This window comes from Sphingomonas sp. BL-S-05 (assembly GCF_055521695.1).
Window position 1 is genome coordinate 119,527 of record NZ_JBVFVS010000002.1, and the last position, 16,273, is coordinate 135,799.

The following is a 16,273-nucleotide window of genomic DNA, read 5'->3' on the forward strand; positions in this document are numbered from 1 at the left end:
CGAATCCTGCCGAATCGAATCAACCTGGGACGTCGTACATCATGCAGATCATCGTTCGCGATAACAATGTCGATCAGGCGCTGCGCGCGCTCAAGAAGAAGCTTCAGCGCGAAGGCGTGTATCGCGAGATGAAGCTGCGCCGCCATTACGAGAAGCCGTCGGAAAAGCGCGCCCGCGAACGCGCCGCCGCGATCAGCCGCGCACGCAAGGCCGACCGCAAGCGCGCCGAACGCGACCGCTGAGCCGGGCGGCGATGCCGACGATCGGCACCCGGATCGACGAAAGCGGAACGTTGATCCGCGAAGGCGGTGCCTTTTACCTGCGGCGCGATCTGGGCGGGCGCTATCAGCTCGAACTGCACCGCACGCCGGTCGATGAGGTCGAAAAGCGGGTCCGACTGGTCGGCACGCTGGTCGGCGCCGATCTGGTCAACGCCGACAGCGTCACGCTCGCGTGACCCTGCCGGGGCCGGCGCGATGCCGGCCCCGGTGGTCGCTCACCAATACAGGTCGCTGCCCGACAGCGTCCCCGTCACCGACAGCACGAAGTCGGCAACACCGTCGCCATTCTGGTCGAGGGACAGCAACGCCGTGCCGTTGCTGTTGCTGATCACCGCCTGCCCGGCGCGGCCGGTGAACTGCGACACCTGCGTAAACGCCTGATCGCCCGACACCGACAGATTGGCATCGATCGCCGACACGTCGACCTTGTCGACGCCGGTGGCGAAGTCGGTGATCCGATCGCGGACGTTCGACGTCGAATCGCCGATCGCGGTGAAGACGAACACGTCCGCCCCGCTGCCCCCGGTCAGCACATCGGCACCGCCGCCGCCGATCAGCACGTCGTTGCCGGCATTGCCGAACAACTGGTTGGCGACCTCGTTGCCGATGATGCGGTCGGCGCCCGACCCGCCGCGCGCATTTTCGATCGTCGCGCCCTGTGCGATGGCGACATTGCCCTTCAACCCGCCGACGTCGGAGAAATTGCCGTCGTTCAGGTCGATGACCTGCGCGCTGCCATAGCCCGAAAAGTCGAACGTGTCGTTGCCGCCGGCATCCCATGCGGCAAAGATCAGCGCCGAACTGCCCGAGGTCGCGGTGTAATAGTCACGGCCGGTATTGGAATTGAAGCCATAGACGGTGTCGCCGGTGCGCGTCGCGTTGTTCGCGCCATAGAGCCGCTGGATCGCGGCGATATCGTCGAGCAGCGGCGCCGCGGCATAATAGCCGCCATTGTCGCCGCCGGTATTGGTCTCGGACCAATAGCTCATCACCGAATATTGGCGGGTATCCTCGTAATAGGAGGCGCTGTTGGCATAGGTCGGCGATCCGTTGCCGGCATTATAGTCGCCGGGATGGCCGAGGCCGAGCGCATGCCCGATCTCGTGAATCAGCACCTGCCCGCCATAGTTGAGATTGTCGGGCGCGCGATTGTAGCTGAGCGTGCTGTTGTACCAGCTGTCGCCGCCGACGCCGCTGCCGGGATAATAAGCGAAGGCCGCCGCCCCCGACGCACCGCTCGAATAATTGGCAAGCAACATCTGCGCATTGTTGCTGTAGCCATTGCCGCTGTCGACCCGGCGGAAGGTGACGCGCGCGACATCGGCCCATGCCTGGAACGCGATCTGCGCCTGTTCGATCTGCGCGTCGTTGAAGCGCGAAAAGCCCGACGTGCCGTTGGGCATCGACGTCGGCGCGCTGGCGCGGAAGGCATAGGTGACCTCCGCCGCCTGTCCCAGCGTCGATCCGTTCCATGTCTGGTTGGCGCGGCCGATCTGCGCCCCGGCCTCGCTGATCGTCAGCGACTGCTTGCCGTTCGGACCGGCCTCGCCGCGCTGATCGCCGTTCAGCGCCGCCTGTGGTCCCGAACCGGTCCCCTGATCGGGCGTGCCGCCGTTCATGCAGCCCCAGCACTGGCAACCCTCGGCCGCCGCCGCGGTCTGCGACGACGCGTGCGACTGCCATGCGTCCCAACCGAAGCCGAACGAGGCACCGGTGACCGGCATCGGCAGCACGGCCGACAGGGTCGGCGCCGCCATAATAGCGGGCAAGTCCACGCCGCCATTCGCGGCGTTGCTATCGTTCATCAGCCGATGCAATATCGATGTCGCATCGGGGCCTGTCGGACCATCGAAATATTGGTCGGAAAGCTTTTGGAATAAGGGAGTTGTGGGATGCGCTACTGCCACGGATATTCTCCACGCAATCGCCCCCCGATCGCATGGATCGGACGCGTATTTCGGTACGTTCGGGGAATGACTGTCGTCACGGCCCCGTTGGTATTCTTTATCAATACAGCTGGCTGCGCAACGCTTGGTACGAAGGAAGACATTCAAATGGCCAAAACGCACGACGAACCGGCGCAATCGAACGGCAGCTTGAGGCTGGAGGAGCCCGAACCGCTTGCCGGGCGCTGGGTGATCGCGACCGCGACAGGGGAATGCGCGGTCGTCTTCACCGACCGGCGGATCGAATCCGCCAATGCCTGGGCGATCGAGGACGCGGCCGGTTGCTTGCCCGGAATGGCGCCGGGCGTGGTCGGATGGCGGCCCGTACCCGACGGGATCGCGCTGGCGTCGGCCGACCGCCGGACCGTGGCGCTGTTTGCGAACGGTGCCGATGGATGGACCGCGACGCTGCCGAACGGACCGGCGCGGCTGCGGCGGGGCTGAGCGCGACGCCTTCAAACGCCGGCTCCGCCTGAAACAAGATATAAAGATATCTTTATATCACGGTTGACAGCTTTGCCCGGATGGTGTTGAACGCCCCCGTCGAGGTTCCCCATCCCAGGCATGGCGATGGGGCTAAGACGGGAAGCCGGTGATGTCCGTCAGGGCAGAGTCCGGCGCTGCCCCCGCAACTGTAAGCGGCGAGCGGCGGCTCCATTTCGTGTCACTGGGTGCCCGCAAGGCGCCTGGGAAGGCCGGAGCCACCGCGTTGACCCGTAAGCCAGGAGACCTGCCTTTCGACGCCATAACGTTCCTCGGACGGGGGTTCCTCCGGTGGATCGCGCTTGATGCGACGGTCCGCGGCTCGATGCCTTCCGGGGCCGTCCGTCCCTTGCGCGCTTTCGCCTGACCTTCCGCCCGCAAAGCCTTGGTGAGTCATGACGAATAGCAGGTTCACATTCACGATCAGCAGCGTGCCCTTCGACGAGGAATATCGTCCGGCCGACGGCACCCGCGTCACCACGAACTTCGCCAATCTGGCGCGGGGGGAGCGTCGCCGCGAAAATCTGCGCAACACGCTGGTGATGATCGACCGTCGCTTCAACGCGCTGATGCACTGGGACAATCCGACCGGCGATCGCTACACGCTGGCGTTGCAGATCGTGTCGGCCGCGCTGACGCTGGGGGAGGGCGGACAGGACGAAGCCTTTCCGCTGATCGAGATCCTGCACACGACCGTCACCGACCGGGTCAGCGGCACGCGGAGCGACGGCATGGTCGGCAACAATCTCTCCTCCTATGTGCGCGACTACGACTTCAGCGTCGTCCTGCCCGGTCACGTCAGCGCCGGGGGCGGCGGCGCGCCGGCGGGCTTTGGCGACCTGCACGGCAATCTGTTCAAGCATTTCCTCGGCTCGAGCGCCTATCGCGACAATTTCCGCAAACCCCCGGTCATCTGTCTGAGCGTATCGAGCAGGGCGGCCTATCGCCGGACCGCCAATGTCCATCCGATCCTCGGGGTCGAGTATCGCAACGACGAGGTCTCGCCGACCGACCGGTATTTCGCGAAGATGGGGTTGCGGGCGCGCTATTTCATGCCGCCGCACGGCGTCGCGCCGCTCGCCTTCTATCACATCGGCGACCTGGTCGGCGACTATACCAACCTCGAACTCGCCAGCTCGGTCGCGACGATGGAGACGTTCCAGAAAATCTACCGTCCCGAAATCTACAACGCCAATTCCGTCGCGGCGGAGGAGTATCGGCCGAGCCTGACCTATCAGGATTATTCGCTGACCCGCATCGTCTATGATCGCGAGGAGCGCAGCCGTCTTGCCGTCGAGCAGGGCAGGTTCGCCGAAGAGCATCTCATCAAGCCGCACGGCGCCGCGCTTCGTCGCTGGTGTGCCACCTGCGGTCTTTGATCCCCCTTATCGCAAAGGTATTTTCAGCATGACGACATTGCTGCCGACAACGACCGCGGGCAGCCTGCCCAAACCTCTATGGCTGGCCACGCCCAACAGCTTGTGGTCGCCATGGAAGCTGGACGGCGACGAGCTGGTCGCGGGCAAGCGCGATGCGGTGCGCCTCGCGGTCGACGATCACCGTCGGGCCGGGATCGATATCGTCGGGGACGGGGAGCAGACGCGCCAGCACTTCGTCACGACCTTTGTCGAGCATCTGGACGGCGTCGACTTCACCCGGCGCGCGACGGTGCGCATCCGCAACCGCTACGACGCCAGCGTGCCGACGGTCGTCGGGGCCGTGTCGCGACCGACATCGGTCTTTGTCGAGGATGCCCGGTTCCTGCGCGCGCAGACCGATCGGCGGATCAAATGGACGCTGCCGGGGCCGATGACGATGATCGACACCCTGTACGACGCGCATTACCGGAGCCGCGAGAAGCTGGCATGGGAATTCGCCTGCATCCTCAACGAGGAAGCCCGCGAACTGGCGGCGGTCGGCGTCGACATCATCCAGTTCGACGAACCCGCGTTCAACGTCTTCTTCGACGAGGCCAATGACTGGGGCATCGCGGCGCTGGAGCGTGCGGCCGAGGGGCTGACCGCCGAGACTGCCGTCCACATCTGCTATGGCTATGGCATCAAGGCGAATACCGACTGGAAGAAGACGCTCGGCGCGGAATGGCGCCAATATGAGCAAACCTTCCCCAACCTCCGCAAATCGACGATCGATATCATCTCGCTCGAATGTCAGAATGCACGGGTGCCGATGGACCTGATCGAACTGATCCGCGGCAAGAAGGTCATGGTCGGCGCGATCGACGTCGCGACCGATGCGATCGAGACGCCCGAACAGGTCGCCGCAACGTTGCGCAATGCGCTCCGCTTCGTCGATGCCGACAAGCTGCTGCCGGCGACGAATTGCGGCATGGCCCCGCTGTCGCGCGATGTCGCGCAGGGCAAGTTGCGGGCGCTGGTCGCCGGCGCGGATATCGTTCGCGGCGAAATCCTCGCGGGCGCATGATCCACTTGTGACGGCTTGCGATCGAGTCCGCACGGGTCAGGGCGACGAATCCCGCATTTTGCGCGATGCCGGCACGAAAGCTGCCGTGAATTCCGCAAGATGGCCGGATTCGGCGCCTGTTGCGATTATACCCATATTTAATCGGTGAACCATAGCATCGCCCGGTCGGATCAGCGTCCAATCGGGGGATAACGACCTATGATCGCATGGTTTTCGCAGAACGCTCCCATTCGGGTCAAATTCCGGGTGCTGGCGCTCCTCTACCTGATCCTGTCGGGCGGGATCGCGGCGCTGGCGATCGGATCGGCAGCGGGTGCTCCTCTGGCGCCGGCCATGGTCGTCGGCGGCGCACTGGCCGGGGTCGCGGCGATCGTCGGCCTGACCCTCGGTGCGTCGCGGTTGATCTGTACCCCCTATGTGCAGACGGTCGTGCGGATGGAGGGGCTTGCCGCCGGCGATCTCGACAGCCCGGTCGCTTATACCGCCAATCGCGACTGTGTCGGTCGCATTACCAAGGCGATGGCGGCGTTTCGCGAAAGCGCGCTGGCGGCCCGCGAAGCCGATACCCAGCGCCAGATGGCACTGGTGATGGGCGAGGGGCTGGGGAAGCTGGCCGCCGGTGACCTGACGGTTCATATCGGCGTCGATTTGCAGGAGCCGTTCCTGACGCTGCGCAACGACTTCAACGCGGCGGTCGCGGCACTGCTGGCGACGATGCGATCGGTCGCCGCCACTGCCAGCGATATCCGCAAGGGCGCCAGCGAGATCAGCGCCGCATCGGACGACCTGTCGCAGCGCACCGAGCAGCAGGCTGCCAGCCTCGAACAGACTGCCGCCGCGATGGAGCAGATCACCGCGACGATGCGCGAGACCGCGAACAGTGCCGAGCGCGCCAACCGGATCGTGAGCATGGCGCGCAGCGAAGCGGTGGATTCGGGTGCGATCGTCCGCCGCGCCGTCGACGCGATGGCGCGGATCGAGGGGCATTCGGCCGAGATTTCGGACATCATCTCGGTCATCGACGGCATCGCCTTCCAGACCAATTTGCTGGCGCTCAACGCCGGGGTGGAGGCGGCCCGCGCCGGCGACGCCGGCCGGGGATTCGCGGTGGTCGCCTCCGAAGTCCGCGCGCTGGCGCAGCGGTCCGCCGAAGCGGCCAAGGACGTGAAGCAGCGCGTCACCGCATCGACCACGACCGTCGATGCCGGCGTCGCGCTGGTCGCGGAGACCGGCCGTTCGCTCGAACGCATCATCGCCCGGATCGGCGAGATCAGCGTCATCGTCTCCGACATATCGGGTGCGGCGGAACAACAGTCGCAGGGGCTTTCGCAGATCAATGCCGCCGTCGGCGAAATGGACGGAGTGACGCAGCGCAACGCCGCGATGGTCGAACAGAGCACGGCCGCCGCCCGTGGACTGGCATCCGAAGCCGACGCGCTGTCGACCCAGATCGCGCGCTTCAAACTCGGCCTGCCCGGTGTGCGGGAAGTGCCCGCAATTCCCCGTCCTGCCATGGTTCGGGCGGTACCGGTCGCGCGGCGCATCGGTAACGGGTCGGTAAAGTTGGTCGAGGACGATTGGTCGGACTTCTGACGCGAATGCCGGCGCACGCCGCGTCGGCCGAGGCGATTGTTTCTAGCCATTACCTTATACGAATTTTGCGACCATGCGGTTGACACCACCCGTTATTGTCTGACTATAACTCCCCAACGCTCATCGAAGAATGAGCATGTGGAGGAGGATTCAGCATGCTTCGCAATCTGTTGCGGACGTCGACGGCAGTCGTCGCCCTTTGTGCCATGCCGGCCTATGCGCAAACCGAAGCTGTCGGGAGCGCGGTGGCACAGTCTGGCGAGACCAGCGACAGTCCGCAACCGGCGGAGCAAGACCAGAGCGACCCCGCAGCCGTTGCCGCCGGCCAAAGCCTGCCCAATGCTGCCGCAACTGCCGGCCAGTCGACCCAGGGCGACGATATCGTCGTTACCGGATACCGGGCAAGCCTTGGCACGGCGCAGCAGATCAAGCGCAATTCGGACGCGATCCTCGACGCCATCGTCGCGCAGGATATCGGAAAATTGCCGGACAATACCGCGGCCGAATCACTGGCGCGCGTGACCGGCGTGCAGGTAACGCGCGGCAGCGACGAGGTTACCGGCGTGCTGGTTCGCGGCCTGCCGAACGTCGCGACGACGTTCAACGGCCGCGACATCTTCACCGCCGAATTGCGCCGTTCGCAGCTTCAGGATTTTCCGGCGGGCGTTCTGGCGGGACTCGAAGTCTATAAATCCGGCACCGCCGACCTGCTCGAACCGGGTCTGGCGGGCCTCGTCAACGTCCGGTCGAATCGGCCGTTCGACTTCACCGACAAGGTCACGATCGCCGGGGGCATTCGCGGAACCTATAACGACCAGAGCGGCAAGTACGACCCGCTGGGCAACATCCTGTTCAGCACGCGCAGCCAGACCGCGCTGGGCGAGATCGGCGTGCTGGTGAACGCATCCTATGCCCAGGCGCAATATCGCAATGCCGTTCGCTGGGCGAGCGGGTTCGTACCGACCGAACTGCCCGGCGGCGTCACCGTCAGCCCCGCATCGGTGGGCCGCGCCTTCCGCATTCCGGAACGCGTCGGCGTGTATAATGACAGCGGCAAGCGCTGGCGCCCGGCGGTGAACGCCACCGTCCAGTGGAAGCCCGCCGACAATCTCGAAATCTATTACGACTTCCTGTTCCAGGGCTTTCGCGGGCGATTGGCGAACGACCTGTACGAAACGTCGCTGATCAACAACAACGCCCAGCTTTCCGACGTCGTGCTGCGCGAGGGTATTCCCGATCAGGTCCAGACGCTGACCAAGACCGGCGGCGAGCGCGGACAGGCGTTCCGCAGCACCGTCAACAACAACACCAATACCTATCAGACCGCCGGCGGCGTGAAGTGGAATGTCGGTCGCGCCCGCCTGTCGACCGACCTCGCCTATACCCGCAGCCAATATGACGCGAGCGAGTACAGCTTCGACATGTCGCAGAGCGGACCGGCGCGCGTCGACGTGAACTTCTTCGTCGATGGCGGCACCGCATTCGACCTGCCGGGCTATGACCGCGAAAATCCCGCCAATTACCGGTGGCGCGGCTATTTCGAGAGCCTGTACATCGCCAAGGGCGACGGGTGGCAGTGGCGCGGCGACCTCGAACTCGACACCGACGTGTCGTTGTTCCCCCGCCTGCAATTCGGGGCGCGCTGGACCGATCGCAACGCGTCGCTCGAACGCGGCAATCGCTACGCCTATACCGAAACGCTCAATATCGGCCTTGCCGATACGCCCGCGGGCGGGCTGGGGCTGACCCCCAATGCGTTCCGGGGCGATGTGCAGGGCTGGACCAGCTGGCTGATGCCGAGCCGCGAGGGGATCGAGGGCAATGCCGCCGCGCTGCGCGAATTCTCGCGACAGGCGCTGGTCCGGATCGTCGCCGCCAACCCGAACGATGCCGGCTATCGCGAGGCGCTGACCCGGTTCTCGACGCCCGAGGTGCAGCTCGATCCGTTCCAGGCGTTCTTCGCGCAGGAACAGACCTATGCCTTTTACGGACAGGCCAAATATGAATTCGATATCGGCCAGGTCCGGTTCGACGGCCTGATCGGCACGCGCGTCGTCAACACCGTCGGGCAATATCGGGGACGCGGCACGTTGCCGCTGGTGATCGACGGCGTCGTCCAGAACGACGCGAACGGCATTCCGATCACCGCGCCGCAGGACGTCCGGGTCCGGCAGAATTTCATCGACGTCCTGCCCAATGTCAGCCTGCGCATCCGCCCGACCGACAAGTTGCAGGTCCGTCTGGGCTTTACCAAGACGCGGACCGTTCCCGATTTCGGGCAGCTCAACCCGGCATTCTCGGTGACCCCCAACCAGTCGCCGCGCCCGGGAACCGTCATCACCAATCCCGACGGCAGCACGACGGTGGTGACCGAACCGGCCAACGATCCGCGCTTCTCGGCCAGCCTGCAGGGTCGCCCCGATTATTTCGGCGGTGGCGGCAATCCCAATTTGTCGCCGCTGACGTCGAAGAATTTCGACGCGACGGTCGAATATTATTTCTCGAAGAACACGTCGATCACCGCCGCGTTCTTCTATCGGGACCTGTTCGGGTTCTTCAACAATTACGTCCAGCGCTTCCGCGATCCGGTGTTCGGGCTGGTCGAGGTCAATCGCCCGCTCAATGCCGGGGCCGGGCGGATCCGCGGCGTCGAAGTCGGCGGACAGACGTTCCTCGACTTCCTGCCGGGCTGGCTGAGCGGCTTCGGCGTGCAGGCGAACGCGACCTATCTCGACGGGCGCCAGCGTTTCCCGGTCGACCTGATCGCCGCCGACGAACTTCCCCCGTTCGTCGCCATCCCCAGCCTGTCCAAATGGAGCTACAACGCCGCGCTGTTCTACGAAAAGGACAAGATCTCGACGCGCCTGTCCTATAACGGGCGGTCGCGCTTCCTGAACGGGAACCTGATCGTCGACGGCGTCTATTCCGGCGAAGGTACCGAGAACATCACCCGTCTCGACTTCTCCTTCAACTATACGCCGATCAAGCAACTCACGCTGACCTTCGATGCGGCGAACATCCTGGCGCAGCCGTTCCGCAACTATGCGCAATATGCGGTGAACGGCGAAAGCCGCGACTATCCCCGCGATGTGCGGGATGAAGGCCGCTATTACGGCATCGGCGCGCGATTCCGGTTCTGACGGCCAGAGGCGATCGGCGCGTACCGCCGACGCGCCGCGAAGCCATCGTCGGAGGGGAAGATATGCCGGCATCGATCCGCAGATTGACGACCGCGGCCCTGTTGGCGGGGCTGGTCGCGACCGGCATCGTCGCCGCCACCCCGCCGACCGGTGCGCAGCGGCGTGCCGGCGAAGCGTCGGCGCGGCCCGTGGCGAGGACGGCGCCGCACCGCGATCCGCACGAAGCCTATCTGTTCGTCTATTTCACCGGCGACAGCATCGACGGCGAAAAGATCCGCTTCGCCGTGTCGGAAGGGAACGACGCCCTGCACTGGCAGGCGTTGAACGCCGGTCGTCCGGTGCTGGAATCGGCGTTCGGCACGCGGGGGTTGCGCGATCCGTTCATCCTGCGCTCGGCACGCGGGGACCGCTTCTTTTTGCTGGCGACGGATTTGTCGGTCGGCCGTACCGGTTGGGACCATGCGACCGATCGCGGCAGCCAGTATCTGGAAATCTGGGAATCGACCGACCTCGTTCATTGGGGACGGCAACGGCATGTTCGCGTCAATCTGCCCAATGCGGGCATGACCTGGGCGCCGGAGGCGCATTGGGACCCGACGATCGGCGCATATGTCGTCTATTGGACCTCGACGCTGTTCGGCGACGCGGCACGCACGAGGGGCGATGGCGAGGGGCCGCGCATCCTCAAATCGACGACGACCGACTTCCGCCGCTTCACCACGCCCGAGCCATGGCTGAAGGCCGCCGACGTGCCGGGCATGGTCCGCGACAAGGGGCTGATCGATACGACGGTGCTCGCCGATCAGGGCTATTACTATCGTTTCACCAAGGGGACCGATGCGGCCGGCTGCGCGTCGCCCGATATCTTCGTGCAGCGATCGCGGACGTTGCGGGCGATGCCCGACTCCGGCGCATGGTCGCTGATCGACCGCTGCATCGGCCGCCGGGCCGGTACGCCCGAAGTCGAGGGGCCGAGCGCGTTCCGGGCGAATCCCGGCGATATCGGCGGCTTTCGCTATTATCTGTGGGTCGATCACTATGGCGGCGTCGGCTATATTCCGCTGGGCACCAATTCGCTGACCCCGCCGATCCGCTGGACCTATCCCGACCGGTTCCGCCTGCCGAAATCGCCGCGCCACGGGGCGGTCCTGCCCATCACCAGGCGCGAACGCGCCGCGCTGGTGGCGCGCTGGGGCGTGACCCCGCCGCCCGCGCCGGAACCCGCGCCGGTCGGCAAGGCGCCGGTGACGCCGCCGATCGCCGGCGGGGTCCGGCTGACCAGCTATGCCCGCACGCCGACCGATGCGCACGACGCCAACCAGCCCGTGATCGCGCGCAGCGTCCATCTGGCGCTGGGTGCGGAGGGGCGGACGACGCCGCTCAACGACGATTATGGCGTGGCCTTCGCGCGCGGCGACTATGTCGGCGTCGACCGGGTGGCGCTGCGCGGCGTGGCCGATCCGTCGCCCTTTCATTTCGCCGATGGCAGCCTCGGCATCATCGCGACCCGGGTCGATATGGCGGGCAAGGCCGAGCGCGGCGTGGCGCTGGTGTTCAAGGCCGCCAGTGCCGATGCGGTCGAGTTGCGCGAACTGGGCACGATCGACCTGCATGGCGACAAGCCGGTATCCGCGCCGCGCGCGGTGTGGGACCCGGCCGCCCGGCGATACCGGGTCGCGTGGCGGGACGGCGGCGGCGCGCCCTATTGGACGACGGTCACCGATCTCGCGCGCACCGAACTGGTCGGCGGGCCGTTCGAACCGGGCCGGGGGGCGCTGCGATCGCGGATCGTGTCGCAGGGCAATGTCGCGCCGGTGCGATCGGGCGCGCTTCCGATCGAGGGCGCGATCACGATATCGGACGCGATGGCGGCGGCGCTGCGCAACCGTTATGGCCGGATCGTCAACACCGGCGTCGACGTCGCGCCGCTGACCATCGCCGCCGGTGCGATCGGCGACCTGGCGCGCGCGCGCGCGACCTTGCGCTATTCCGACGGATCGGTCGCGTCGCGCGCCGTCGACTGGAACGTGGAGGACGTCCGGCGACTGGCGACCGCGCGCACGGGCAGTCATGTGATCCGGGGCACGGTGCGGCAGCGTTCCTATCCGCGCATCTTCGCCTATAACCGCGCCGACCCGAACATCTATCGCTACGAACGCGATGGACGGGTGCGCTATCTGTTCGTCGCGACCGACGATAGCGACAACGACAATGTCGGTTCGCAGCACCTGCCGATCCGCATCGCCGACACGATCGCGGGGCTGGCCGACGCCGATGGCGGACGCGCGCGCGAAATCGACCTGCTGAACCGCCGGCAGCGCCGCGACCGGACCGCCGACGGCCGCACCATCGCCGGCTGCTACTGGGCGCCCGAACTGCACGAGATCGGCGGACGCCTGTCGATCCTGTTCGCACCCTGTTTCAATCCGCGGGACGATCGTTCGAACGAGGGCGGCGACTGGTCGACGGTGCAGGCGCATATCATGCAGCTGCGCGACGGCGGCGACCCCGCCGATCCCGATGCATGGTCGCAACCGGTCGCGATCCGCAAGGCGGACGGATCGCCGCTCGGCAGGCGCGAATTCGATCGCAACATCAGCCTCGACCTGTCGTTCTTCACGGCCGGCGGACAATCCTATTATCTGTGGTCGCAGCGCTATCTGCTCGCGCAACAGCCGCCCGGCGATCCGCTGACCTGGATCGCGAAGGTCGATCCGATGCGGCCGGACCGACTGGCATCCGAACCCCGACCGATCATCGCGCCGACGCTGTCGTTCGAGGAAAATCTGGCGGAAGGAGCCTATGCCATCGTCCGCGACGGGATCGTCCATGTGACCTATTCGGGGTCCGGGGTCAGCCCGACCTATGTCGTGGGCGGGGTGCGCGCGGCGCAGGACGCCGACCTGACCGACATCGCCAACTGGCGCAAATATTCGCTGCCGCTGCAGAAAAGCGAGCCGATGCCCGCCGGGGTGACCGATTATCTGCGATATGAACAGGGGCCGGGGCATGGCGCCTTCACCACCGACGAGGACGGCAACCCGCTCTATGTCTATCATAGCTGGGGTGACGGTGTCGGCGGCAACGGACGCGATACGCGGGTGCGCCGGCTGCACTGGGCTGCGGACGGGCGGCCGATCCTCGACATGACCGCCGACGAAGAGGTGGCAGCGGCCCAACGTCAGGTGCGGGCCATCGTCACGGTGACGCCGTGACGGGCGGTCGCGACGTGCAACGATCGAACGGGTGAAAGGGATATGGCGATGAAACGGATCGGATCGGGCACGGCGGTCTCTGCCATGGCATGGGCATTGGCCGCTCCCATCGGCCTGACCGTGCCGACGGTTGCCGCGGCGCAAATCGCGGCGCCGACCGGGCTGGACGCGAACGGTCATCCGCAGGCGGTCGCCGGCCTGCCCGCCACCGGCTTCGCCTATGTCCGGTTGCGCAGCGGCGTGCAGTTCCGGGTCGGCGCCGTGGTCAAGACGATCCTGTTCTACGGCCCGGCGACGGTGCGGGTGAACAGCAATGACGGCCGCAACCACTGGACCGCGAAGAGCATCGTCGTCACCGCCCCGCCGGTCGACACCGCCTTTACCGTGACCGACGCCGCCGGCACGCTGACCATCGCCAGCGCCAGGCTGAAACTGTCGGTCGACAAGCGCAGCGGCGCGGTCCGCTTCTTCGATGCCGCCGGCAAGCTCTACACTGCCGAGGACGCCGCCCGCCCGCAACGCGTGACGCCGGTGACGATCTCCGACGCGCCCAGCTATGCGGTCGAGAACCGCTTCACCCTGCGGCCCGATGAGGCGATCTACGGCTTCGGCTTTACCGACGATGCGACGATCAACCGTCGCGGTGCCAAGCTGGACCTGATCCAGACCAATATCGGCATCATCATCCCGGTGATGGTGTCGAACCGCCGCTATGGCGTGCTGTGGGACACCTATTCGCACATGCGCTTCACCGACGATGCGGACGGGGCGCGGCTGTGGGCGGAAAGCGCGCCGGGCGGGGTCGATTATTATTTCATGGGCGCCGACACGATGGACGGCGTGATCGGCGCCTATCGCGCGCTGACCGGCGCCGCGCCGATGATCCCGAAACAGGCGTTCGGCCTGTTCATGAGCAAGGAACGCTATCCGACGCAGGACCGGCTGCTGGAAGTCGCGCGGACGTTCCGCCGCGAACGCTTCCCGCTCGATTACATCGTGCAGGACTGGCAATATTGGGGCGGCAATGACGGTAGCTGGAGCGGGATGACATGGGACAAGACCCGCTTCCCCGATCCCGAACGCACCATCGCCGGTATCCACGACCTGCATCTGAAACTGATGGTGTCGATCTGGCCATCGGTCGGCAACGATACCGCGCTGGGCAGGGAACTGGACCGGCACGGGCTGCGCTTCGCGCCGCTCCACTGGATTTCGAAACAGGCGCGGATCTATGACGCGTTCAGCCCGCTCGGCCGGCAAATCTATTTCAAACATGCCAAGGCCGGGCTGCTCGACAAGGGCGTCGACGCGCTGTGGATGGACGGGACCGAGGTCGAGGTCAGCACCGCGATGCACGATGCGAAGGCGGCGGTCGACGACATCAAGTCGCTGGGCCGCAATGCGCTCGGCGATTTCTCGCGCTATCTCAACGCCTATACGCTGATGACGACGCAGGGCACCTATGACGGGCAGCGCGCGACCAGCGACAAGCGCGCGCTGACGCTGACCCGTTCGGCATGGGCGGGGGCGCAGCGGACCGCCGCCGTGTCATGGTCGGGCGATACCCAGGCGAGCTGGGAGACGCTGCGCCACCAGATTGCGGGCGGGGTCAACGTCACCGTCACCGGCAATCCCTATTGGACGCAGGATACCGGCGGCTTCTTCGTCAGCGGCTTCAGCGGCGGTGAAAACAACCCGGCCTATCGCGAACTGTTCGCGCGCTGGTTCCAATATGCGACGTTCAATCCGCTGATGCGCGTCCACGGCACCAACATCGAGCGCGAACCCTATATCTTCAAGACACTCGATCCGCAGGTATATGGGTCGCTGCTCAACGCGGTGAACCTGCGCTACCGCCTGCTGCCCTATATCTATTCGACCGCATGGCAGGTGACGTCGGCGGGCTATACGATGATGCGGCCGCTGGCGATGGACTTTCCCGACGACGCACGCGTCCATGCGATCGACGACAGCTTCATGTTCGGCGGGGCGTTGCTGGCCCATCCCGTCACCCGCGCCATGTATCATGTCGAGCCGGAGCCTGCCGCGACCGTCCCCGCAACCGCGCTGACCACGCCCGATGGCAGGCCGGGACTGGCGGGCCAATATTTCGAAGGCCGCAATTTCGACCGGCCGGCGGGCCGCGTGGTCGACGCGATCCTCGACAAACGCTGGCCCGAACCGCCGCTGCAACCGATGCCGCCGGGGCTGACCCGGCTCAACGACTTCTCCGCCCGTTGGGAAGGGATGCTCGAAGCGCCCGAGGACGGCGAATATGAACTGGGGCTGCAGGGCGATGACGGCGTGCGTCTGTTCGTCGACGGCAGGAAGCTGTTCGAGAACTGGGCCAGCGGGGCGTCGCGCTATACCGGCGGCAAGGTGACGTTGCGCAAGGGGCAGCGGGTGCCGATCCGCATCGAATATTATCAGGGCGACGGCGAACGCGACCTGCGCTTCGCATGGCGGCGGCCGGGCGAGTTGCGCGCCGCCGCGGCCAAAGCGGGGGAGGCGCCCAAGCTGGCGGTCCGCACCTATCTGCCGACGGGCGCGTGGTATGATTTCTGGACCGGCGAACGCCTGGCCGGCGGGCGCGAGGTGACGCGCGACGTGCCGCTCGACATCACGCCCCTCTATGTCCGCGCGGGCGCGATCCTGCCACTCGGGCCCTTGCAGCAATATGCGACCGAAAAGCCCGACGCCCCGTATGAGATCCGCGTCTATCCCGGCGCGAACGGCCGCTTCACCGTCTATGAGGACGATAACGAGACCTATGCCTATGAACGCGGTGCGCGCGCGACCTACGACCTGACGTGGGACGACGCCCGCCGCACCCTGACGATCGGCGCGCGGCAGGGCAGTTTCCCGGGCATGGTCGCGACGCGCCAGTTGAATATCGTCATCCCAACCCAAACCCGCACCATCCGCTATGACGGCAAACCGATGACGGTTCGGTTCTAGGTCGGATCGACATTCTTCCCTCTCCCCTGGGCAGGGGAGAGGGTTAGCGGAGCTTGCCAGCGTGCTGGCTAGCGCAGCTTGGGAGAGGGGTCGAGCGAGCCAAAGGCTCGCGCGCTCGCTTGCGCGAGCGCTTCACCCCTCACCCAGCTCCGACTAAGCCTTTGCTACGCAAAGACCAAGTCTGCGCAACCCTCTCCCCTCTACGAGGGGCGAGG

Annotated in this window: 10 protein-coding genes and 1 riboswitch; of the genes, 9 read left to right on the plus strand and 1 reads right to left on the minus strand. The window is 65.9% G+C overall.

What is annotated here, in order from left to right:
* Positions 1–41: 41 nt before the first annotated feature.
* Together rpsU and ACZ1JS_RS18035 are read left to right on the plus strand one after the other, a co-directional pair.
* Entirely contained in the window at positions 42–242 is a 201-nt protein-coding gene (rpsU, locus tag ACZ1JS_RS18030; protein WP_055997902.1) for a 30S ribosomal protein S21, read from the plus strand.
* An 11-nt stretch (positions 243–253) separates the two neighbouring features.
* A complete protein-coding gene (locus ACZ1JS_RS18035; RefSeq protein WP_242121085.1) occupies positions 254–457 on the plus strand; it encodes a DUF5818 domain-containing protein in 204 nt (67 codons plus the stop codon).
* Between the two features lie 39 nt (positions 458–496).
* Here the strand turns inward: ACZ1JS_RS18035 and ACZ1JS_RS18040 are convergent, their stop codons facing one another.
* Positions 497–2,086, minus strand: coding sequence for a serralysin family metalloprotease (locus ACZ1JS_RS18040; protein ID WP_465168756.1), 1,590 nt, complete (start codon positions 2,084–2,086; stop codon positions 497–499).
* 249 nt (positions 2,087–2,335) lie between these two features.
* On the opposite strand from ACZ1JS_RS18040, the gene ACZ1JS_RS18045 reads away from it, so the two are divergent.
* The 7 genes from ACZ1JS_RS18045 (at position 2,336) to ACZ1JS_RS18075 (ending at position 16,058) form a co-directional block, all read left to right on the plus strand.
* Positions 2,336–2,671 (plus strand): AprI/Inh family metalloprotease inhibitor, encoded by a 336-nt coding sequence (locus ACZ1JS_RS18045; RefSeq protein WP_465168757.1) that lies wholly within the window; start codon positions 2,336–2,338, stop codon positions 2,669–2,671.
* Between the two features lie 84 nt (positions 2,672–2,755).
* Positions 2,756–2,979: riboswitch (cobalamin riboswitch) on the plus strand.
* Between the two features lie 126 nt (positions 2,980–3,105).
* Positions 3,106–4,089, plus strand: coding sequence for a putative oxygenase MesX (locus tag ACZ1JS_RS18050; RefSeq protein ID WP_465168758.1), 984 nt, complete (start codon positions 3,106–3,108; stop codon positions 4,087–4,089).
* A gap of 28 nt (positions 4,090–4,117) precedes the next feature.
* Positions 4,118–5,152 carry a methionine synthase gene (locus tag ACZ1JS_RS18055; RefSeq protein ID WP_465168759.1) on the plus strand — a complete coding sequence of 345 codons (1,035 nt, stop codon included), beginning with the start codon at positions 4,118–4,120 and terminating at the stop codon, positions 5,150–5,152.
* 198 nt (positions 5,153–5,350) lie between these two features.
* A complete protein-coding gene (locus ACZ1JS_RS18060) occupies positions 5,351–6,745 on the plus strand; it encodes a methyl-accepting chemotaxis protein (RefSeq protein WP_465168760.1) in 1,395 nt (464 codons plus the stop codon).
* A 155-nt stretch (positions 6,746–6,900) separates the two neighbouring features.
* On the plus strand, positions 6,901–9,885 hold the full coding sequence (locus tag ACZ1JS_RS18065; protein WP_465168761.1) for a TonB-dependent receptor: 2,985 nt from the start codon (positions 6,901–6,903) through the stop codon (positions 9,883–9,885).
* Positions 9,886–9,968: 83 nt separating this feature from the next.
* Positions 9,969–13,100 (plus strand): family 43 glycosylhydrolase, encoded by a 3,132-nt coding sequence (locus tag ACZ1JS_RS18070; protein WP_465168762.1) that lies wholly within the window; start codon positions 9,969–9,971, stop codon positions 13,098–13,100.
* 48 nt (positions 13,101–13,148) lie between these two features.
* Entirely contained in the window at positions 13,149–16,058 is a 2,910-nt protein-coding gene (locus tag ACZ1JS_RS18075) for a TIM-barrel domain-containing protein (RefSeq protein WP_465168763.1), read from the plus strand.
* The last annotated feature ends 215 nt before the right edge of the window (positions 16,059–16,273 follow it).